This is a genomic window from Dietzia sp. UCD-THP (assembly GCF_000349585.1).
Lineage (GTDB): Bacteria > Actinomycetota > Actinomycetes > Mycobacteriales > Mycobacteriaceae > Dietzia > Dietzia natronolimnaea_A.
This window is the reverse complement of sequence record NZ_AOSR01000032.1, coordinates 62,295-83,597: the sequence shown is the minus strand read 5'-3', so window position 1 is coordinate 83,597 and position 21,303 is coordinate 62,295. Positions and strand designations below refer to the sequence as shown.

Below are 21,303 nucleotides of genomic sequence, written 5' to 3'. Positions count from 1 at the left end.
CGCCACCTCAGTCGCGCGGCAGCGGCTTGACCATCGGGAACAGGATCGTCTCCCTGATCCCCAGCCCGGTGAGCGCCATGAGCAGGCGGTCGATACCCATTCCCAGCCCGGTGGTGGGCGGCATCCCCTGCTCCATGGCCGCCAGGAAGTCCTCGTCCAGGACCATCGCCTCGTCGTCACCGGCCGCGGCGAGCCGTGCCTGGTCCTCGAACCGGCGACGCTGGATCACCGGATCGACGAGCTCCGAATACCCGGTCGCCAGCTCGAATCCACGGACGTAAAGGTCCCACTTCTCCGTGACCCCGCGATCGGTGCGGTGGTCGCGGGTCAGGGGCGAGGTCTCCACCGGGAAATCGCGGACGAACACCGGCCCCTCGAGCTGGTCACCGCACAGGTGCTCCCACAGCTCCTCGACGAGTTTGCCGTGCAGCCACCCCCTGCCACTGGGGACCTCGAGCCCGACCCCGCCGGCCAACTCGGTCAGTTCGGCGACCGTCGAGTCGACCGTGACGATGTCCTCGTCGTCGTCACCGGACACCAGCTCGGGGTGCGTGGCGCGCAGCGCCTCGTTGAGCGAGGGGTACATCCGCATCTCGCGCCACTGCCCGCCGAGGTCGTATTCGGTGCCGTCGGCCAGGGTCACGGTCGTGGAACCGAAGACTTCGAGCGCCACCTCCTGGATGACCTCGCGGATCATGGTGGCGGAGGTGTTGTAGTCCCCGTAGGCCTGGTAGGTCTCGAGCATCGCGAACTCGGGACTGTGCGAGGAGTCCACGCCCTCGTTCCGGAAGTTCCGGTTGATCTCGAAGACCCGCTCGATCCCACCCACCACGCACCGCTTGAGGTAGAGCTCGGGGGCGATGCGCAGGTACAGGTCGAGGTCCAGCGCGTTGGAGTGGGTGACGAAGGGCCGCGCGGCGGCGCCGCCGTGCAGCGTCTGCAACATGGGGGTCTCCACCTCGAGGAATCCCCGCCGGTCGAGCGCGTCGCGCAGCGCCCGGACGACCTTGATGCGGGTGACGGCGTTGCGCCGGGCCGTGTCTCGCATGATGAGGTCGGTGTAGCGCTGGCGGACACGCGTGTCCTCGCTCAGCTCCTTGTGCGCCACCGGCAGCGGGCGGAGCGACTTGGCCGCCAGCACCCACGAATCCGCCATGACGGACAGCTCGCCCCGCTTGGAGCGCACCACGCGGCCGGTCACCGAGACGTGATCACCCAGGTCCACGTCCTGCTTCCACGCCTCGAGCCGTTCCTCGCCCACGTTGGCGAGCGAGAGCATCGCCTGCAATTGCGGGGCGAACGAATCGGGCTCGCCCTCGACCGCCGGGACCGACAGGTCCGCCTCGGGGCTCACACCGTCCTGGAGTCGGACGAAGCAGAGCTTGCCGGTGTTTCGGACGAACAGGACCCGGCCGGCGACCGAGACCACGACGTCGGTCTCCTCCCCCGGCTCGAGTCCGACGAAGCGTGGATCCGAGGCGATCTCGACGAGCCCGTGCGTGCGGGGGACCCCGACCGGATAGGCGTCGACGCCGGAGTCGAGGATGCGCTGCCGCTTGTCGCGACGGATGCGCAACTGCTCGGGGGTGTCGTCGGCGGGCTCGGTCGAAGCGGGCTCGGTCGAGGCGGCCCCGGGCGCGGCGGGAGTCGTGTCGGTCACGACTGTCGAGGATAGTCGCCGCTAGGCGTCGGAGCCGAACCCGTCGGCACCCACGTGGTCGAGCACATGGAGGTCCAACCTGTCCGAGAGCTCTTCGATCGCTGCCGCCGCCCGGACGCTGTTGCCGTGTTCGTCCAGGCGCGGCGAGTACGCCGCGATGCCGTACTTGCCGGGCGCCACCGCCAACAGGCATCCCGACACCCCGCTCTTGGCGGGCAGCCCCACCTGGTAGACCCAGTCGCCGGCCGCGTCGTACATTCCGCAGGTGAACATCACACTGTTGGCGTAGCGCACCGCCTTGCGCCCGAGGATCCGCTCGTCGCTGCCGGGGATCACCCCGCCGTTGGCGAACATGGCCGCCATGTGGGCGAGTTCACGGACGTCCACGCGGACCGCGCACTGGCGTCCGTATCCCGCCACCACCTCGTGGGGGTCGTCCGCGAGGGTGCCCTCCTCGGCGAGGAGGTGCGCGAGCGCCTGGTTACGGTGGGCGCTCTTCGCCTCGATGTCGGCGATCTCCTCGTCCACCTCCACCTCTCGCCCGACGAGCCGGGAGAGCAGCGCGCGGATGTGCTCGAAGCGGGAGACCTCGTCGTCGTCGGTGTCCCCCACCAGGGCGTGGGCGGCCAACGCCCCGGCGTTGACCAGCCCGTTGGGGGCGCGGCCGGTACCGGCCTCCAGGGAGATCTCGTTGAACGCCTCACCCGAGGGCTCCACCCCGATCCGCTTGGCCACCTCGCCGACGCCCTTCTGGTCCAGGGCCAGGGCGTACACGAACGGCTTCGACGCGGACTGCAGGTCGAAGCGGATGTCGTCGTCCCCCGCCGAGACCACTGTGCCCCCGAGGTCGCACACCGCGATCGCCAACGCGTCGGGGTTCGGGTGTTCGTAGTCGCCGAGGTGAGGGACCAGCTCTCCCGAGGAGTCGTCGCGGACCTCGTCGAGAATGCCATCGAGCAGGTCCGCCGAGATGTGGTCCGTCATGGACGTGACCGTACCGTCGTCGGTGTCGGCGCGCCCCCGGTCGGGCTCTCAGTGGGTCGGACTGAGCGGGTCGAACTGAGCGGGTCGGGCTCAGCGCGAAGAACTCAGTGGGCGGAGATCGCGGACCGCTCGCGCAGCAGGTGCTCCGCATCCGAGAGCAGGCCGAGCGCCCCGGCTACCCGGAGTGCCTCGTGCCCCCCGTCCACCGCTCGCACCCCTCGCACCCCGCGGGAGCGCAGTTCCAGCGCGAACAGCTCGGCGTCGAGCCCGTCGTCACTGACCAGGACCACCTGGCGACCCTCTTCCACGGCGGCGAGCGGCGCCGGCGACCGGGGATCGAGGAGCTCGACGACGGGACGTGCCTCGACGGCGACCGCGCCCGCCAGCACGCCCTGCCGCTCGCGCTGGGCCCGCGAGCGGATGTCCACGACCAGCGCGCCCGCCTCGATCGTGGCGCGGTAGTCCGTCACGTCCACGGTGACGGCGGTGGTGTCGGTGACGGTGTCGGTGGTGACGACGGCGACAGTGGTCATCGTGTGCTCCTGGTGAGGCGGGTCCCGGGCGGCGGGGTCGAGGGGGTTGCTGCCGGTCGGGGACACCAGTGCTGCGCACGTGCGGATGCCACCGGACCGGCCGAGGGCATTCGTCGTGCGTTCACGAGCACGATAATAGACAGACCGGTCTATCTATCGCAAGGGTGAGCGCCTGTCGGACACCCCCGCCCCCCATCCACTGGCGCCCGCCCGTTAGTTGATGCATCATATATCTAGAGAGAAGGAGCATCATGACCACCACACCCTCGCGCCAGCCCGCCGTCTTCATCGGACACGGCGTCCCCCTCAACGCGCTCGAGGACAACCAGTGGACCCGACAGTGGGCTGCGTTCGGAGCCGGACTCACCGAACGCCCCCGGGCCGTGCTGGCCGTCTCGGCCCACTGGTACATCGGCGCCACGGCGGTGACCACCATGGCGCGCCCCCGGACGATCCACGACTTCTACGGCTTCCCCCGGGAACTCAACGAGTACGACTACCCGGCCGCCGGCGCCCCCGAACTCGCGTCCGAGGTGGCCGAGGTGGTCCGTCCCACCTGGATCGGCGAGGATCGCGACTCGTGGGGACTCGATCACGGCACGTGGTCCGTCCTGGCCCACGTCTTCCCCGACGCCGACGTGCCGGTGGCGCAGTTGTCGGTCGACGCCTCCAAACCCGCCGACTACCACTTCGACCTGGGCACCAGGCTCTCGGCGCTGCGGGACTCCGGGGTCCTGATCCTGGCCAGCGGCAACGTGGTGCACAACCTTGCCGCCGTCGACCCCTCCCTCGGCGACTCGGGGACCGACTGGGCGCACCGCTTCGACGACCACGCCCGGGCGCTGCTCACCGACCGACCCGAGGACGCGGTGTCGCTGCTCGACCACCCCGATGCCCGCCTGGCCGTGCCCAGCGCCGACCACTTCCTGCCCCTGCTCTACACGGCGGGGATGGCCGCCGGGTCCGGCGAAAGACTCGATGCCTTCAGCGAGGGGTACGCCTGGGGGTCGGTCTCCATGACCAGCTACCGCTCTGCTGCCTGACCCCCCGACCGCGTGGCTCGCCTGTCCCGGCGGCACCGCCGGGACCCCTGGCCGACACCCGCCGTCAGGTTCCCCTCGCCCGGTTCGCGAGTCGTCCCATCAACGGCAGCAGCACGACCAACGACACCCACATGAACTGGGCCGCCGGCGCGCCGACCGTCAGCGCCACCGGGACCGATGCCAGGAAGACCGCCGGGGTGGTGGTCGCCGCGAGGAGCACCCGCCCGTTCTCCCTCGCGGACGTCGGGCGGCGCTCCAGTCCGGCTGCGCGACCTCGTTGGTACACGGCGGCCTGCGCGAGGGCGACCCCGGCGATGTTCAGGGCGTAGAGAGCGGTCGGCAGGGCCAGATCCGCCGTGGCCGGGTTGCTGATCGCGTCGGTTGTGAACGGCACCAGGATCACCAGACCCGTGGCCAGGAGGTTGCCGAACACCATCGGGCCGTCGAGACCGGTCAGCCTCTTGATCATCCTGACGTTGACCCGCCACAGCGCACAGATCACCACGAAACTCAGCGCGACCCCGAGCAACTGCTGCCCCACCCCCGACGCCGCCAGGGAACCGAGGTCCTGCCACGCCTCCGGCTCCGGAAGGTCGACGTTCACGATGAGCAGCGTCACGGCGAAGCCGTAGATGGCGTCGAAGAAGGACAGTCCGCGGTCGAACTCGGAGGTGTCCCGGCGGATCACCTCGTCGTCATCGGTCCTCTCCCGCCCGCTCCCGCCCATGTCGGACAGCATGCCATCGGCCCGGGGCGTCGGTCAGGCGTTCCTCTCGAACACCAGCCGCAGACCCTCGAGGGCGAGTTCCGGTTCCACGTCGGTGATGGTGCGCGACTCCTCGGACACCACGTCCGCCCGCAGTCCGGTCAGCACCACCGCCGCGTCGGACAGTTGGGCGACGTCCGTCCGCAGGCGGTCGACCAGGGCGTCGATCTGGCCCGCGAACCCGATCACGATCCCGGCCTGCAGCGCGGCGACGGTGTTCTTGCCCAGAGCACTCCGGGGCCGCACCACCTCGATCTTCCGCAACGCCGCCGCGCGCTCGGCCAGCGCGTCCACGGAGATGTCGATCCCGGGTGCGATCGCCCCGCCAAGCAACTCGCCGCGCGCGGAGACGGCGTCGACCGTGGTCGCCGTGTCCACGTCGACGACGATCACCGCGCCCTCGAACAGCGTGTGGGCGGCCAGGGCGTTGACGACCCTGTCCGACCCCACCTCCCGGGGATTGTCCACGAGCAGCGGTACGCCGGTCTTCACGCCGGGAGCCACCACGACCGCGGGCAGCTCGGGCCAGTAGTCGCCGGCCATCCGCCGCAGCTCGCCGGTCACCGAGGGCACGACCGACATCGCCGAGATGCCCGAGAGGCGCCCGGCGCAGTCCCCGAGCAGGCCCCGGATGGTCAACGCCAGCTCGTCGGAGGTCACCGCCGGCGACGTCCTCATGCTCCAGGTGCGCTCGAGCGGCCCGCCGTCCGGCGGGAAGACACCGAGACGGATGTGGGTGTTGCCGACGTCGACGGTGAGTAACACGGCCCTACCCCGGCACCTAGACGGTGACGGGCTCGGGGACGCGCGGGTTCTTGAGTCCCGACCCCTCGGGGACGTCCGCCGGATCGGTGCCCTCCGTGAGCATCCGGTTGTGGGGGTCGACGAACACGACCCGCGGCGAGTAGGCGCGAGCCTCGGCGTCCTCCATCACCGCGTAAGCGATGATGATCACCAGATCGCCGGGATGGACCAGATGCGCGGCCGCGCCGTTGATGCTGATGACCCCGGAACCCCGCTCACCGGTGATGGCGTAGGTCGTCAGGCGTGCGCCGTTGTCGATGTCGACGATGTCGATCTGCTGCCCCTCGAGCAGGTCCGCGGCGTCCATGAGATCGGCGTCGATGGTGCAGGAGCCCACGTAGTGCAGGTCGGCCTGGGTCACGGTCGCCCGGTGGATCTTGGAGTGGAGCATGGTGCGCTGCATCTAGAGGCCTTCCTTGAGGTCTGCGGCCAACTCGGCCTGCTGGGCGGCGACGGTCGCCTCGGCGGCGGCGAGGAATCCCGTGCCGATGGCCACGCCGACGTTGTCGATGAGGCGGGCGGACCCGATCCGGGCCGCCACGAGAAGCCGCCCCGGCCCCTCCTCCGGTGGCTCGCCGAGGTCGCCCGCCCGGAGTTCGAGGTAGTCAACGGAGATCTGCGGGCGCTCGGCCAGGACGGCGAGGGCGGCGTCGAGCACCGCCTGCCGACCGCCCTTGGCCGCGAACGTCCCCGCGACGAGCGCCGCGTTGAGGGTGGTGGCCAGCTCCCGCTCGTCCTCGGAGAGGTAGCGGTTGCGTGAGCTCATGGCCAGGCCGTCGGACTCCCGGACGGTGGGGACGCCCACCACGCGCACGTCCATGTCCAGGTCCGCGACCATCTGACGGATCAGGACGAGCTGCTGATAGTCCTTCTCGCCGAAGAACGCCTGGTGAGGGGCGACGATGTTGAACAGCTTGGCCACCACGGTGAGCATTCCGGCGAAGTGGCCGGGGCGGGCGGCGCCGTCGAGGATGTCGCCCGTCGGCCCGGGCAGGACGGTGGTCCTCGGCCCGCTCGGGTACATCGCCGCGGCGCTCGGGGCCAGGACCAGCTCGACGCCGGCCGCGGCCAGCCTGGCCACGTCCTCGTCGAGTGTCCGCGGGTAGGCGTCGAGGTCCTCCCCTGGTCCGAACTGCAGCGGGTTGACGAAGATCGACACCACCACCACGGACCCCGGGGTCCGGCGGGCGGCCTCGACCAGGGCCAGGTGCCCTTCGTGCAACGCGCCCATCGTGGGGACGAAGGTGATCTGCCTCCCGACCTTGCGCAGTGAGCGGGTGACCGCGCGCAGGGACTCGGGCTCGTGGTGGACGGTCAACTCGCCCCGGTTGTACCCGGTCCCCGGTCGACCGGGGACCGCCGTCCGCACGGGAAGGGTCGAGGTGGTCATCGCAGCTGCTCCGTCAGGTCGGGGGCGAGGAGGTCGGTGACGTCGCGGCCGGCCCCGCAGCGGTCCGCAGTGCGCAACGCGAGCGCGCGGTACCCGGCGGCGATTCCGCTGTCGACGTCCTCGAGCGCGTCGAGGTGGCGCGAGACGGTCACCGCGTCGCCCCGCATGACCGGACCGGTGAGCGCCGAGTCGCCGGAGGCCAGGACGTTGTCGAGGGCGGCCCGCAGCAGCGGCTCGAGGGTGCGACGGGCGAGCGCCCCGGCGTCCGAGCCGAGCATGCCGTCCGGGTCCCCCTGGACCCCGCCACCGGGGAGCACCGAGAACGACGCCGCGAGCGCCTCGGCGGCGTCGTTGACCAGCGTGACCAGGTGGTTGGCACCGTGCGCGAGCGCGGCGTGGTAGAGAGCCCGGTGGGATTCGGCGACGGTGACGGGAAGTCCACCCGTCTCCATCACCAACATCTGTCCGACGACGAGCCCCACCTCGTCCGGGGAGGTCAGGGCCCACGAGCAGCCCTCCATGCGCTCGATGTCCGCCTCGCCCCCCGTGAAGGTCATCGCCGGGTGGGCCGCCACGACCACCGCGCCGGCGTCCGACGCGGGGCGGAGCACGTCCGCTCCCAGCGCGCCGGCCACGTGGACCACGATGTGGCCGGGACGGAAGGCATCAGCGGCGGCGAGGTCCGCGACCACTGCCGGTAGCGCCTTGTCGGGCACGGCGAGGATCAGCAGTTCCCCGGCTCCGGCCACCTCGACCGGATCGGCGAGTCGCGCGTCCGGCAGGCGGCGGGAGGCCAGGTCGCGCGAGCGCTCGGACCGCGCGACGACCGCGGAGACGACGTGTCCCCGCCGTTCGAGCGCCGCGCCGATCGCCGTGCCCACGCGTCCCGCGGACACGAGGCCGACCGACAGGCGGGCAGGGGTGGTTCCGGTGACGCCGAACTCGGCCATCATGAGGTGCTCCAGTGCTCGATCCGTTCCAGGCCCGTGCGGATGACGGGTCCCGGACATCTCGGGGGCGAGAGTAGTCGCCCATGGAGAGCGAGGCACGCCCGAGTGGCGTACCTCACAAAGATCGGGACCGTCCGGACGAGGAGGCCGCCTCAGTCCGCCTCAGTCCGTCTCAGTCCGCCGAGCGACGGTGGCGGCGACCACGCCCGGGGGCCTCGTCCCCGAGTCGGGCCATGAGCTCGGCCACGGAGAGGCCACCCCCCTCCCCGTGCCTGCTGTGCGGCCCGGACTCGGCGGCCGGCGGTTCGGTCCTCGGCGTCCGGGGGGCCGGTGTGTCGGATTCCGTCGGCCGGGTGGTCGGCGTGTCGGACCCGGTCGAGGTCTCCGACGTCGTCGTCGTCGAGGGTTCCGACCTCGGACGCACGACCGGACGGACGGCCGGGCCCCGGGGCGGCCCGTCCTCGGCGCCGGCGGGGCGCGCCGTCTCCGCCTCGACCGGAGAGAACTTCTCGGTGCGCTCGGTGCTCGGGGTGACGTCACGACCGACGCCGGTGACGGTCGGCTCCGGGGCCCGGCGGCGGGGCTCGACACGCACGGACGGGACCGACGGCAGGTACGACCCGGCGCCCAGCTCCCCGGCGGCGGTGTCGCCGCCCACGGCGGGGCGCTCGTCGCTCAGGGGGACGCCCATCTGCCCGAGTTGCTCGCGCAACGCGGCGATCTCGTGGCGCAGTGCGCGGATCGAATCGGTGGTCTCCGCGCGCACGGAGTCGCGGAGGTCCTTCTCCACCACCAGCTCGTGTTCGCGACGGGCCGAGATCTCACGCTCGAGCTGCAGCTCGTACACGGTGTGCAGGTCGCGGACCCGGGCGGCCTCAGCCGCTGCCTGCCGCCTGTAGCGGGCCACCAGGAAGGCCCCGATGAACGCCGCCCAGAGCGCCGCGAGGGTGCCGATCCGCATCCACACCGGATCGTCCGAGAAGACCATCACGACGGTCGCGACGAGCGCGAGCACCAAGAGGGCACCGAGAGCGATGCCCGCCAGGCCGCGATCGTCACCACGAGCGGGGCGGACGGATCGGGGTTTGTCGATCGCGCCGTCGGAACTCATGCCCGGGATAATACGCGGAGAATCACTAGTCACACGGGTAACTTGCGCGTGTTCGTCGAGATGTCCGCCGCTCGCGGTCCCTCGGGCCGGTCAGGTCGGGCCGGTCAGGTCGACTGGGCCAGCCCCCCGAGGTCATCGTCGGAAGGAGGGGTCTGGCAGGCCGCCTCGAGGAACAGCCCCGCGCCCACGAGTACCGCACCCGAGACCAGTACCGCCCCGGCCACCGGTAGCTCGTCTCCGGCCGCGGCCAGCTCGCCCAGTCTCGGCAGGAAGTACAGGACCAGCCCGGTTCCCAGTCCGCCGGCCGCCGCTCCCAGGACCGCCGACGCCTGCCCGAGGGCTGCGCACCGCGCGATCGTCACCGGGTGCATCTGGCTGCGGTCCTGACCCACTCCTCCGTCAGAGATCGCGGATCGGACGCGGAGTGCCAACAGGAGGTCGATCACCGCCACCACCGGCAGAGTGACCCATCCCCACCCGAGCGGAGGAAGCGACCCGAGGAACGAGCCGGTGAGGAAGTAGGCGGCCACGCCGGTGACGAGCGCGACCAGGACGAGGGTGGACACCGCGATGCGGGCCATGTCAGCGGACCCACCCTTCGGGTGCCAGCCGGTCGCGCGTGCGCCGGATCGCGGCCACTTCGGCGGGGTCGAGGGCCTCGAGGTGGGCCGAGAGCGGCGCGCCGTCCAACTGTGCGCCCGGGTCGATCTCCGACCAGGGGACCAGGACGAACGCACGCTCGGCCGCCCGGGGGTGGGGCAGGGTCAGGGAGTCGTCCCTGAAGCTCACCGGGACACCGTCCACCTCGGCGGAGACCACGTCCACGTCGAGGGACCGCGGCCCCCATCGGACCCGACGGGTGCGGCCCGCGGCCCGCTCCTGCGCGAGTCCCCAGTCGAGCACGTCGCGGGGGGAACCCGGGTGGTCGACGACGAGGACCGCGTTGAGGAAGTCGTCCTGCTCCACCCCGCCCCACGGAGGGGTCGCATAGACGGACGAGACGTCGCGGAGGGTGCCCGCTCCGGCGGCGGCGGCCACGACACCGCGGAGGAGCTCGAGTGAGTCACCGTGGTTTCCGCCGATCGACAGGACGGCCCGACAGGTCACCGGTCCGCACCCGGACCGTCGTCGTTCCCACGCGATCGTCTGGCCACCACCGCGACGTCCGCGAACTCGGCGGGGATGGGCGCCTGGGGTTTGTGCACGGTCACCTCGACCGCGTGCGCGTGGGGGGCCAGGTCCATCACCCCGTCGGCGATCTGCGAGGCCACGGTCTCGATCAGGTCGCGGGGAGTCCCGGACACCACGTCCCGGGCGAACAGCGCCAACGCGCCGTAGTCGACGGTGTCGGCCAGATCGTCGGACGCGGCGGCCGCGGTGAAGTCGGTCCACAGGACCAGGTCCACGAGGAAGTCCTGGCCGTCGCGCCGCTCGTGCTCGAAGACACCGTGGTGGCCGCGCACCCGTAGGCCCCTCAATTCGATCCGGTCCGCCATCAGTCCTCCCCCACCGCTCCGGCCGCCCACGCGGCGGCCACCCGGACGGCGTCGGCGCTCGGCGGGACATCGTGGACGCGCACGGCCCACGCCCCAGCCGCGGCCGCCAGTGCGGTGACGGCCGCCGTCGCCGGGTCCCGGCCGGCCACTGCGCGGGGCTCACCCGCGGTGTCCGCGAGGAGCGCACCGAGGAAGCGTTTGCGCGACGCGGCGACCAACACCGGGAACCCCAGGTCGAGGAGCACGTCGAGCCGGTGGAGCAGCGCCCAGTTGTCGGCGGCGTTCTTGGCGAACCCCAGTCCGGGGTCCAGCACGATCGAACCCGCGTCGACCCCGGCGGACACCGCCGCGTCGGCACGGCGCGAGAGGTGGTCACGGACCGAGGTCACCACGTCCCCGCCGTAGTCGGCGCGGCCTCCGGCGCCCGCCCGGTACTGGTCGGGCGAGACCCAGTGCATGAGCACCACGGGGCACCCGTGGTCGGCGACGACCGGCAGCATCCCGGAATCGGCTAGGCCACCGGAGACGTCGTTGATCAGCGCCGCGCCGGACTCGAGGGCCTCGGCGGCGACCGAGGCGCGCATGGTGTCGACCGAGACCGTGACCCCGTCCTCCACGAGTGCGCGGACGAGGGGGATCACGCGGTCCGCCTCGTCGGTCCGGTCGACCCGGATCGCCCCCGGTCTCGTGGACTCCCCGCCGACGTCGAGGAGGTCGGCCCCCTCCGAGACCAGTCGCCGGGCGTGGGCGAGGGCAGCCTCCGGGGCGAGGTGACGCCCCCCGTCGGAGAACGAGTCCTCCGTGACGTTGACGATGCCCATCACCGCACAGCGGCCCGGGCGCGACAGCACGGCGGGGCGCGTCGGAGCGGCCGGGTGGTTCACGTACCCCGCAGGAGGCCGAGTGCCTCCGCCCTGGTGGAGGCATTGGACCGCATGCTGCCCCGGACCGCGGAGGTGGTGGTGACGGAGCCCGGCTTGCGGATCCCGCGCATGCTCATGCACAGGTGTTCGCACTCGATCACCACGAGGACCCCGGTGGGCTGGAGCTTGTCCACCAGGGCGTCGGCGACCTGGCTGGTCAGGCGTTCCTGCACCTGCGGCCGCTTGGCGTAGAGGTCGACGAGCCGGGCGAGCTTGCTCAGCCCGGTCACCGCACCCGAGCGCCCCGGGATGTAGCCGATGTGTGCCACCCCGTGGAACGGCACCAGGTGGTGCTCGCAGGTGGAATAGATGGGGATGTCCCGCACCAGGACCAGTTCCCGGTGGTCCTCGTTGAAGGTCTTGGACAACACGTCCGCAGGGTCGGTGTAGAGCCCCGCGAACACCTCCCGGTACGCCCGTGCGACGCGCGCAGGGGTGTCCTGGAGGCCCTCGCGCTCCGGGTCCTCACCCACGGCGATCAGCAGTTCCCGGACAGCCGCCTCGGCGCGCTCGGCATCGAACACCCGGCCGGCGGACACCGACCGGGCGTTTGCCGCGGGGATGTGGTCAGGGGTCGTCATCAATCCTCTTCTCGCACGAAACCGACCGGTGGTCAGTCGTCACGTTCCCACGGGGCCCGCCACCCGGGTTCCTTGTCCTCGCGACGGCGGGACCCGCTCCGGCGCCCGTCACCGTCCACCGCCGACCACGCCCGGGTCGACCGACCGGACGGCGACTCGTCCCGGTCTCCGGTGTGCTCGGGATCGACGTCCAATTGCTCCGGCTCGGCCGGCGCGGCCGGAAGTCGAGTCGTCTCGGCTCCGCTCGGACCATACGTCGCGCTCCGGGGCCGGTCTTCGTCGGGTGCCGCGCCGCCGCCCGGCCGCGTGACCGGTGCCCGGCCCGCACCCGTCGGCGCGCTCTGCGACGCACCAGAGGACGCACCCGGGGAGGCTCCCGGCGGCGGCCAGCCGGGGGCCGACCACCCGGGCGGCGGTGGCGTGCCGTAAGCCGGGATCCCGGGTGACCCGGTCGGTGAGGCTCCCGCAGGGACCGACTCCCGCCCGCGTCCGGTCTGGTCGACCGGACCCCGGCCCAAGTCCTGAACGGTGTCCCCGTCCTGGCCGGCATCCCCGTTGTCACGGCTCGCCGGCAGGACGGGCATCGCGAAGGGGTCACTCACCGGGGGCGGCCACGGCTCACCGCGCTCCTTCGCCAGCTCACCCGGCGTCTTGACGGGCGGCCGGGTCGAGGGGACGCGACCGGAGAAGTCGTCGAACTCCGTGATCCTCGGACGCTTGACCACATCCGCGAACAGTCGCTCGAGGTCGTCCTGGCGGAGCGTCTCCTTCTCCAGCAACTCCGCCGCGATCGCGTCGAGCACGTCCCTGTTGGACTCGAGGACCCGCCACGCCTCGGAGTGCGCGGCGTCGATGATCCTGCGGACCTCGTCGTCGATGGCCTTGGCCACCTCCGGGGAGTACTCGGAACCCGCGCCGCCGCCACGTCCGAGGAACGGGTCCCCGCCTTCGCCGCCGTACTTGACCGCGCCCAGCTTGGAACTCATGCCGTACTCGGCGACCATCGTGCGGGCGATCCGGGTGGCCTGTTCGATATCGGAACTGGCGCCGGAGGTCGGTTCGCCGAAGACGTACTCCTCGGCCGCACGGCCGCCCATGGCCATGACGATCCGCGCGATCATGTCCGCACGGGTCATGAGGGACTTGTCGTCCTCCGGGACGACCAGGGCGTGACCGCCGGTCCGGCCGCGCGCGAGGATCGTGACCTTGTGGACCGGCTCCAGATCCTCCATCGCCCACGCGGCCAGGGCGTGGCCGGACTCGTGGTAGGCGGTGACCTTCTTCTCGTGCTCGCTGATCACGCGGTGCTTGCGACGAGGGCCGCCCACCACCCGGTCGGTGGCCTCCTCGAGGATGTCGGTCGAGATCTCGTCCCGCCCCATCCGCGCCGCCAGCAGTGCGCCCTCGTTGAGCACGTTGGCCAGGTCGGCCCCGGACATGCCTATCGTGCGCCGGGCCAGCGACTTCATGTCCACGTCGGCCGCCAGCGGCTTGCCCACCGAGTGGACGCCGAGGATCGACTCGCGCCCACGCAGGTCCGGGTTCGTCACCGGCACCTGCCGGTCGAATCGGCCGGGGCGCAGCAGGGCCGGATCGAGCACGTCGGGCCGGTTGGTCGCCGCGATCATGATGACCGTCTCGCGGTCACTGAACCCGTCCATCTCGACGAGGAGCTGGTTGAGGGTCTGCTCGCGCTCGTCGTGTCCGCCACCCGTCCCGGAGCCGCGGTGCCGGCCGACCGCGTCGATCTCGTCGACGAACACGATGCACGGCGCGTTCTGCTTGGCCTTCTCGAAGAGGTCGCGGACGCGCGAGGCGCCGACGCCCACGAACATCTCCACGAAATCCGAACCGGAGATCGAGAAGAACGGCACCCCGGCCTCACCGGCCACGGCCCGCGCCAGCAGGGTCTTGCCCGTCCCGGGCGGCCCGTAGAGCAGGACACCGCGGGGGATCTTGGCGCCCAGCCGTTCGTAGCGTGCGGGGTTCTGGAGGAAGTCCTTGATCTCGTTGAGCTCCTCCACCGCCTCGTCCTCACCCGCGACGTCGGCGAAGGTGGTCTGGGGCATGTCCTTGGTGAACTCGACGGCCCGCGACTTGCCGACGCCGAACAGGCCACCCTTGCCCCCCTGCATCCGGGACATGAAGTAGAACAGCAGCCCGAAGAGGATGAGCATGGGGAGCAGGAACGACAGCATCTGGGTGAGGAACCCCTGCTGCGTCACCGTGGTGTCGAAGTTCTCGGGTTCGGCGGCGGCGATCCGGTCGAAGATCTGTTCCGCAGCCCCCTCCGGATACTTGGCGAGCACCTGATCGGTCTCGTCCGCACCCTCCTCCGGGGTGATCGGCGACTCGAGGGTGAGCCGGAGCTGCTGCTCCCGGTCCTCGATCGTCGCCTCCCGGATGTTCCCGGCGTCGATCTGGGCGAGCGCCACCGAGGTGTCGACCTCGGTGTACCCCCGCTCGTCGTTCGCGAAAAACGAGAACCCGACGATCGCCAGGATGATGACGCCCGCGATCGCCACGTTGCGGAAGACGGTGTTGCTCTTGCGTTCCATTCGGTCCTCGGATGCGAAGGACAGCCCTACCGGTCGGCGGGCCTGGTCGTGCGCGACGTCCTGCCCGATGTCTCGTGCGCGACGTCGTTTCTGTCGCACCAGGCTACCTGCGAAGCCCGACACCCGACCGGGCTGATCGCCGTGGGCGGACAGGGCCGCGGTGTCGTACCCGCCCCGTACCATCGGGACCGTGACCACCCCCACACCGCCCGCGTGCCGGACCGCAGAGGACGTGCGTTCCGGGGTCGGCACCGCGACAGAGGCGCTCAACTCGGCCCTGGACCGGATCACCTGTCTCGACCCGGCCCTCCGCGCCTTCACCAGCCTGCTCGACGACGAGGGCAGATCGGCCGCGGCCGCCGTGGACGCATCAGATGAGACCGGACGGTCCGGGCTGCCACTGGCGGGGGTCCCCCTGGCCATCAAGAGCACGGTGTCCCTCGACAACCCCGTGATCACCCCCCTTCTCGCGGCCGGCTCGATACCGGTGGGCATCACCGCCGCACCCCAGCTGTGCACGTGGGGGATGACGGATTCGGAGGAACACGGCATCACCCGCAATCCTGGCGACGAGTCCCTGTCCGCGGGCGGGTCGTCGGGGGGATCGGCCGCGGCGGTCGCCTCCGGCATGGTCCCGCTGGCGGTGGGTGACGACGGGATGGGGTCACTGCGGATCCCCGCCGCCGCCTGCGGCATCGTCACCATCAAGCCCGGCCCGGGGGTCGTCCCCACCCGGCTCGCCGGCGACAACTGGGGCCGGTTGGCCGAGTCGGGGCCCCTGGCCCGGACGGTCGAGGACACGGCGCTGGCCCTGTCGGTGATGGCCGGGCGACCCGAGTTGGCCTCCGTCGGACCCGTGCCCGGTGAGACGCGGGTGGGCCTGTCCACCACGAGTCCGATCCGGCTCGGGCGGGATCTCGTCCGGATCCGGGAGCCGTGGAGCCGAGCGGCCCGGGAGGCCGCAGAGGTGCTCCGGGACCGCGATCTCGTCGTCGTCGAGTCCTCCCTGCCGTCCCCCCGCGACCCGATGCTCTACCTGGCGCGATGGACCTCCGCGGTCGCCCGCGCCGCGGAGGACGAGAACCTCCCGCTCTCCGCGATGGAGCGCCGCACCCGGCACCACGCACTACTCGGTCGTACCGTGTTCCGCCGCGGTGGGGCGGGCGACGGGGACACCAGGTGGAACCGGGCCACCGAGGCGCTGCGGACTGAGGTGGAGCGCGCCATGGACACCGCCGGCGTGGACGTGTGGCTCACCCCGGCACTGGCCGACCTCCCGCCCGAGGCGACCGACTGGCACCAGCGGTCCTGGGGACGTTCCCTGTGGGCGTCGATGAGGTTCTCGCCGTTCACCCCGCTGGCCAATGTGCTGGGCTGGCCCGCGATGACCGTCCCGTGCGGTCGCACCGCGACCCCGGCCGGCCGGGACCTGCCGACGTCGGTGCAGCTCGTCGGTCGGCCGGGTTCCGAGTCGACACTGCTCTCGCTGGCCGCTGTGGTCGAGAGTGCGGGCGCGATCGAGAGGGCTGGCTGAACCGGGGGCGAGCCCGGGTCCGCGTCAGTCCTCCGGCAGCTCGGCGAAGCGCTTCTTGACGTCGTTGTACCACCCGAGGGCCTGACGGGGCCGCATCCACCGCCCCCTCATCTCCTTGCGCGCAGGCCCGTGCGCCTCGTCCCCCGCCTTGACGAGGTCCTTCAGGTGGGCGTCCTGGGCGTTGATCACGTCGTCCGCGGTCTCTCCGGAATGGGCGAGGTCGCAGGGGCCGCCGAGGTCTCTGCAGGTCATGGTCTTCATGGGTGGTTCCTCCCGGTTCCGGGTGGCGCGGTGTGCGCTCCCCACCATGATGACGAGCGGTCGCCCGGAGATGTGACCGTCCCCTGACAGCGAGGTGCTCTACCCCGGAGGTGAGCGCCGGTCGCCGTCCCGCCGGCGGTCGATCGTCTCCAGCGCCTCGGGCCGGGCCCGGAAGTCGATGCGGGTCACCATGCCGCCCGCGACGCGGAAGTCAAAGGCCACCCGGGCGACACCGCGGTCGAACCACGCCGCCCCCGGTCGGTCGTGGACGAAGACCGGTAGAGCGGCGGCCGCGGCGCCGTTGAAGAACTCCGCCACCGCGTCGCGCCCCTCGATGAGCGCAGGGGTTCCGAGGTCCACGGAAACCGGGTCACCCACCACCACGACGTCCGGCGCGAGGAGTTCGAGCAGTCGGGAGAACTCACCCTCGCGGGCGGCGGCGAGGAAGGCGTCGACGACGCGCCAGTCCGCCGTTTCACGGCCCTCCGACTGCGTGCCCGAGGGTGCCTCCGACGGCCCCCGGACCTTGGACCGGGCCCTGGAGGCGTGCTTGCGGGCGGAGGCCGGGGTGCTGTCCAGGATTCCGGCGATGGTGGCGAAGTCGACGCCGAACGAGTCGTGCAGGACCAACGCCACCCTCTCGGCAGGGGTCAGCCGGTCGAGCACCAGGCGCAGCGCCGAACCCACGGACTCGGCGAGGACCGCCTCCTCTGCGGGGTCGGGGTCGGATCCCACGCGGTCGGGTGGTTCGCCGGGCGCCGGCACCGCCGCCTTGAGACGGTCCAGGCACACCCTGGTGACGACGGTCGTCAGCCACCCCTGCAGGTTGTCGACGGCGGAGACGTCAGCCCTCGCCAGTCGGAGCCACGCGTGCTGAACTGCGTCCTCGGCCTCGACCGGATCGCCGAGGACGCGGGCGGCGATGCGGGTGAGTCTGGGCCGCTCGCGCTCGAATTCGGCGGTCAGGTCCATCGACGGCTCAGGCCGTGGCCCCGGTCGTGTAGCGGTCAAGGATCCGGCGCTTGACCAACTTCCCGGTGGGGGTCCGGGGGAGTTCGTCGACGAAGTCCACCGCGCGCGGGATCTTGAAGTCCGAGACGTGGCCGCGGAGCGATCCGAGGATCTCGTCAGCCAGGCCGGGGTCGCCGGCGCGCTCGGGAGCCGGCACCACCACGGCGTGGACCCTCTCTCCCATCTCCTCGTCGGGGATCCCGATCACGGCGACGTCGTCGACCGCCGGGTGCAATGCGAGTGCGTTCTCGATCTCCTGCGGGTAGATGTTCACGCCTCCGGAGATGATGGTGAACGCCTTGCGGTCGGTGAGGTAGAGGAAACGATCTTCATCCAGGTACCCCACGTCGCCGAAGGTGGACCAGTTGGGGTGCTCGGGGTGGAAGACGGACGCGGTCTTGTCCGGATCGCCGTGGTAAGAGAAGGTGCCCTCGTCCTGCTGCCAGTAGATGGTGCCGATCTCGCCGATGGGGAGTTCGCGGCCCTCCTCGTCACAGATGTGCGCGATGCCCTTGAGCCCGTCACGGCCCACCGACCCCGGACGCTCGAGCGCCTCCTGCGAGTTGATGAACGTGATTCCCATGCCCTCGGTGGCCGAGTAGTACTCGTGGATCACCGGGCCCCACCACTCGATCATCCTGCGCTTGACCTCGGGCGGGCACGGCGCGGCGGCGTGGATCGCGTGGGTCATGCTGGACAGGTCGTAGCGCTCCCGCGTCTCCTCGGGCAGCTTGAGCATGCGCACGAACATCGTCGGCACCCACTGCGAGTGGGTCACGCGGTACTCCTGGATGAGCCGCAGTGACTCCTCGGCGTCGAAGCGGTCCATGAGGACCACCGTTCCGCCGACCGAGTTGACCACGCCGCAGAACCGTAGCGGGGCCGCGTGGTACAGCGGCGCGGGGCACAGGTACACGCTGTCGGCGTCGAACGCGTAGAGGAAGCTGAACACCGGGGTGTAAACGTCTGGCAACTCGTCGATCTGCCCCTCCGGCGGGTCCACGCGCACGCCCTTGGGCCGGCCGGTGGTGCCGGAGGAGTAGAGGAAGTCGTGGCCCCGGGGCTGGTCGGCGGGCGGATCGGTGGGCTTGCCGGCCAGCAGCTGGCGATAGTCCGCGAACCCGTCGAGCGTTCCGCCGAACACGACCCGATGTTCGACGCCGGGGTGCGCGTCCGGGGACAGGTCCACGTGGTCGGCCACCGGCGCGGAGACGACGAGGGCGCGGGCTCCGCAGTCGCCGATGATGTAGGAGGACTCGTCGGCCGTCAGATGATGGTTGATGGCCGCGATGTAGAGCCCGGTCCGCAGCGCCGCCCAGTAGATCTCGACCATCTCGAGGGTGTTGTCCGAGACCACGGCGACGGTGTCACCGGGGCGCAACCCCCAGTCGTCGGTGAGCACGTGCGCGAACTGGGCCGACCTGGCCTCGAGCCCGGCGTAGGTGATCTGCTCGCCCGTCGCGGGGCGGATCACGGCGGGCTTGTCGGGCGTGGTGGCGGCGAAGGTTCCCGGGAACCTGCTTCGGAGCATATATCCCACATGTGATCCGGATCACGCGATCGGGCGATCCGAATCAGGGCGGCGATAGCGCGCCTTCGGGGCCGTTGGCGCATTCGTGGGTGGGCTCGCTGACAACGGCTACGGCGCCTCCGGCTCCGGTTACCCCGACGGAGGAGGCACGCTGCCATACGCGAAGTCGGGCCCCGTCGGGCCCGTCACTTCTTGGGGCAGCCCTCACCCCGGCACCGGGAACCCTCTCATCCATTCCGAGTGACGGGATCGGCTTCGGTAGTGACCTCCAGGCGCCCGGCGTAGCGTCGCAGGCGCCCACGAGGCCGGAATCCAAGCGACCGCGCGCAGTCCGCCCGCCGCCGCGATGCCGTGGTCGACGGCCACACCCACTCACTTCAAGGTTGCTTTTCCATGAATGCCACTCCCAACACGGGCACCCCATCGACTGCCGCCTCCGGATCCGACTGGTCACTGCGGCTCCCCCTCGGGGACGACGAGGTGGTCATCAACGATCGTTACGAGACGCTGTCGATCGCCAACGACGTGCTCATAGCGCTGTTCTTCCTCATCGGCAGCGTCCTGTTCCTCTCCGACTCCACCCAGACCATCGGCACCTGGCTGTTCATTCTCGGTTCAGTGGAGTTCTTGGCACGGCCCGCCATTCGTCTCGCCCGCCGGATCCACCTCAGGCGGATCGGCGCGACCACGGGCAGCAGCGGCGCTGACCACGACTACTGAGCCGAGGCTCTGCTGATGGCGGGACCCAGCACGTCCGCCTGGCCCTGATCGATGTCAGACCGGCGCACTCGGACCCGGTTTGGCGGGCAGGTCAGTCTGAGGGCTTCTCGGCATGCTGATCTCTCCTGCACGCCTCAGAGAGGAAATAATGCGATTGATGGGCAGCGATCCTTATACGCCCGCGGGTGCCTCAATCACCACCGCGAGAAAAGACCGTGGACCTGGCGCACGATAATCGGACACGCGCTGTCGAGGCCGAGCGGTTCGATCACCGCCTCCGGTGCCATTTCATCGACCACGCCGAATCTTCCGTCCGAGAAATCGCTTGGAACAGCAAGTATGCCGATCCGACGCGGCTACCCGGGGGTGCGTGCGGTGGCCATACCCTGTTGCCGAGCCTACCGTTGCATCCACTGGATCCATTCGTCGAAATTCGATGAATTCATAGTGTCCAGAGCTGGAGTTCTCATATTCTATCACAGGCAGAAACTGCAATTTCAGTCCAAGCCGGAGAAGCCCGATGCCGTGTATGCGCGCAAGCTACAAGAGGTCATCGGCGGACAGTACGGCGAGATCACCGTGGCCATGCAGTACAGCTTCCAGGCGTGGAACGCCCATATTCCCGGGAAGTACCGGGACCTGCTCTTCAGCACCGCGACCGAGGAGTTCGGTCACGTCGAGATGCTCGCGACGATGGTCGCCCAACTGCTCGAGAAGGCACCACTCGGCGTCACCGATCACGCCGTTCAGAACGACCCGGCGGTGGCCGCTGTGGTCGGCGGCACCAACGTCCAGCACGGCATCCTCGCCGGCGCCGGGGCCCGGCCCGTCGACTCGATGGGCAACCCCTGGTCGGGCGCGTTCGTCACCGCGAGCGGCAATCTCCTCGCGGACATGTACGCCAACGTCAACGCCGAGTCACAGGGCCGCGTCGCAGTCGCCCGGCTGTACCACATGACTGACGACCCCGGTATCCGGGAACTGCTGTCGTTCCTGCTCGCCCGCGACACGATGCACCAGAACCAGTGGCTCGCGGCGATCAACGATCTCAAGGCCGAGGGCCTCGAGGAGCTGCCCGTGCCCTCGAACTTCCCCAAGTCCAAGGAGGCCGAAGAGCACGCGTACACGCTGTACAACTTCTCCGACGGTGCGACCGCCGCCGACGGTTCCTGGGCCTCCGGCCCCACCCCGGACGGCCACGGTGAGTTCTCGTACTCAGACGAGCCGCTCGAGGGACCGCCGATGCCACCCCCGACCCATCCGGATGCCCGTTTCTACGGCACCACGGAGCTGCCGAACACGGTGGAGAAAGTGGCGGGCACCGTCCAGGACAAGCTCAACAAGGAGTGAGGTCCACCCACGGACCACCCCGGCACGCGTCATCGCGGAGGAAGTCATCTTGTGGCGCGCACCCGAGGTGAACACGCCAGCCGATCTGCTGGGCATC

22 protein-coding genes are annotated in these 21,303 nt (G+C 70.8%); 4 read left to right on the top strand and 18 right to left on the bottom strand.

Annotated elements, in window-relative coordinates; translation table 11 throughout:
* Positions 1-7: 7 nt before the first annotated feature.
* The 3 genes from lysS to H483_RS24730 form a co-directional block, all read right to left on the bottom strand.
* Complete coding sequence (gene lysS, locus H483_RS24740) at positions 8-1,660, bottom strand: lysine--tRNA ligase (RefSeq protein WP_017835963.1); 1,653 nt, start codon at positions 1,658-1,660, stop codon at positions 8-10.
* Positions 1,661-1,681: 21 nt separating this feature from the next.
* Positions 1,682-2,644 carry a glutaminase A gene (gene glsA, locus H483_RS24735; protein WP_017835962.1) on the bottom strand — a complete coding sequence of 321 codons (963 nt, stop codon included), beginning with the start codon at positions 2,642-2,644 and terminating at the stop codon, positions 1,682-1,684.
* 104 nt (positions 2,645-2,748) lie between these two features.
* Positions 2,749-3,177, bottom strand: a complete 429-nt coding sequence (locus H483_RS24730; protein ID WP_042329054.1) for a rhodanese-like domain-containing protein — start codon at positions 3,175-3,177, stop codon at positions 2,749-2,751.
* A gap of 251 nt (positions 3,178-3,428) precedes the next feature.
* Between H483_RS24730 and ygiD the strand changes: the two genes are divergently transcribed.
* On the top strand, positions 3,429-4,220 hold the full coding sequence (gene ygiD / locus H483_RS24725; RefSeq protein WP_017835960.1) for a 4,5-DOPA dioxygenase extradiol: 792 nt from the start codon (positions 3,429-3,431) through the stop codon (positions 4,218-4,220).
* A gap of 64 nt (positions 4,221-4,284) precedes the next feature.
* Here the strand turns inward: ygiD and H483_RS24720 are convergent, their stop codons facing one another.
* From H483_RS24720 to ftsH, 12 genes are all read right to left on the bottom strand, one after another.
* Positions 4,285-4,947, bottom strand: a complete 663-nt coding sequence (locus H483_RS24720) for a TMEM175 family protein (protein ID WP_152427872.1) — start codon at positions 4,945-4,947, stop codon at positions 4,285-4,287.
* 33 nt (positions 4,948-4,980) lie between these two features.
* Positions 4,981-5,751: a type III pantothenate kinase gene (locus H483_RS24715; protein ID WP_017835958.1), complete on the bottom strand. Its 771-nt coding sequence runs from the start codon at positions 5,749-5,751 to the stop codon at positions 4,981-4,983.
* Positions 5,752-5,767: 16 nt separating this feature from the next.
* The gene (gene panD / locus H483_RS24710; protein WP_017835957.1) at positions 5,768-6,193 is read right to left on the bottom strand and encodes an aspartate 1-decarboxylase; all 426 of its coding nucleotides are present in this window, start codon (positions 6,191-6,193) and stop codon (positions 5,768-5,770) included.
* Positions 6,194-7,180 (bottom strand): pantoate--beta-alanine ligase, encoded by a 987-nt coding sequence (gene panC / locus H483_RS24705; RefSeq protein ID WP_017835956.1) that lies wholly within the window; start codon positions 7,178-7,180, stop codon positions 6,194-6,196.
* Complete coding sequence (locus tag H483_RS24700; RefSeq protein ID WP_031264602.1) at positions 7,177-8,130, bottom strand: Rossmann-like and DUF2520 domain-containing protein; 954 nt, start codon at positions 8,128-8,130, stop codon at positions 7,177-7,179. The genes panC and H483_RS24700 overlap by 4 nt, the downstream gene beginning before the upstream one ends.
* A 172-nt stretch (positions 8,131-8,302) precedes the next feature.
* A complete protein-coding gene (locus tag H483_RS24695; protein WP_017835954.1) occupies positions 8,303-9,241 on the bottom strand; it encodes a DUF6779 domain-containing protein in 939 nt (312 codons plus the stop codon).
* Positions 9,242-9,345: 104 nt separating this feature from the next.
* On the bottom strand, positions 9,346-9,822 hold the full coding sequence (locus tag H483_RS24690) for a DUF3180 domain-containing protein (protein ID WP_017835953.1): 477 nt from the start codon (positions 9,820-9,822) through the stop codon (positions 9,346-9,348).
* Between the two features lies 1 nt (position 9,823).
* Positions 9,824-10,348, bottom strand: coding sequence for a 2-amino-4-hydroxy-6-hydroxymethyldihydropteridine diphosphokinase (gene folK, locus H483_RS24685; RefSeq protein WP_017835952.1), 525 nt, complete (start codon positions 10,346-10,348; stop codon positions 9,824-9,826).
* A complete protein-coding gene (gene folB, locus H483_RS24680; protein WP_017835951.1) occupies positions 10,345-10,737 on the bottom strand; it encodes a dihydroneopterin aldolase in 393 nt (130 codons plus the stop codon). Before folB ends, folK begins: the two co-directional genes overlap by 4 nt.
* On the bottom strand, positions 10,737-11,558 hold the full coding sequence (gene folP, locus H483_RS24675) for a dihydropteroate synthase (RefSeq protein WP_042329052.1): 822 nt from the start codon (positions 11,556-11,558) through the stop codon (positions 10,737-10,739). The genes folB and folP overlap by 1 nt, the downstream gene beginning before the upstream one ends.
* Before the next feature lie 59 nt (positions 11,559-11,617).
* On the bottom strand, positions 11,618-12,241 hold the full coding sequence (gene folE, locus H483_RS24670) for a GTP cyclohydrolase I FolE (protein ID WP_017835949.1): 624 nt from the start codon (positions 12,239-12,241) through the stop codon (positions 11,618-11,620).
* A gap of 32 nt (positions 12,242-12,273) precedes the next feature.
* Entirely contained in the window at positions 12,274-14,799 is a 2,526-nt protein-coding gene (gene ftsH / locus H483_RS24665) for an ATP-dependent zinc metalloprotease FtsH (protein WP_042329030.1), read from the bottom strand.
* A gap of 190 nt (positions 14,800-14,989) precedes the next feature.
* On the opposite strand from ftsH, the gene H483_RS24660 reads away from it, so the two are divergent.
* On the top strand, positions 14,990-16,333 hold the full coding sequence (locus tag H483_RS24660) for an amidase (protein WP_031264616.1): 1,344 nt from the start codon (positions 14,990-14,992) through the stop codon (positions 16,331-16,333).
* 24 nt (positions 16,334-16,357) lie between these two features.
* Here the strand turns inward: H483_RS24660 and H483_RS24655 are convergent, their stop codons facing one another.
* The 3 genes from H483_RS24655 to H483_RS24645 all read right to left on the bottom strand — a co-directional run bounded on the left by H483_RS24655 (position 16,358) and on the right by H483_RS24645 (position 19,136).
* Positions 16,358-16,594 carry a DUF1059 domain-containing protein gene (locus tag H483_RS24655; protein ID WP_017835946.1) on the bottom strand — a complete coding sequence of 79 codons (237 nt, stop codon included), beginning with the start codon at positions 16,592-16,594 and terminating at the stop codon, positions 16,358-16,360.
* 99 nt (positions 16,595-16,693) lie between these two features.
* Positions 16,694-17,566: a sigma-70 family RNA polymerase sigma factor gene (locus tag H483_RS24650; RefSeq protein ID WP_017835945.1), complete on the bottom strand. Its 873-nt coding sequence runs from the start codon at positions 17,564-17,566 to the stop codon at positions 16,694-16,696.
* A 7-nt stretch (positions 17,567-17,573) separates the two neighbouring features.
* Positions 17,574-19,136: an acyl-CoA synthetase gene (locus H483_RS24645; RefSeq protein WP_017835944.1), complete on the bottom strand. Its 1,563-nt coding sequence runs from the start codon at positions 19,134-19,136 to the stop codon at positions 17,574-17,576.
* A 393-nt stretch (positions 19,137-19,529) separates the two neighbouring features.
* On the opposite strand from H483_RS24645, the gene H483_RS24640 reads away from it, so the two are divergent.
* The gene (locus tag H483_RS24640) at positions 19,530-19,856 is read left to right on the top strand and encodes a YrhK family protein (protein ID WP_017835943.1); all 327 of its coding nucleotides are present in this window, start codon (positions 19,530-19,532) and stop codon (positions 19,854-19,856) included.
* Positions 19,857-20,324: 468 nt separating this feature from the next.
* Positions 20,325-21,206 carry a manganese catalase family protein gene (locus tag H483_RS24635; protein WP_031264599.1) on the top strand — a complete coding sequence of 294 codons (882 nt, stop codon included), beginning with the start codon at positions 20,325-20,327 and terminating at the stop codon, positions 21,204-21,206.
* The last annotated feature ends 97 nt before the right edge of the window (positions 21,207-21,303 follow it).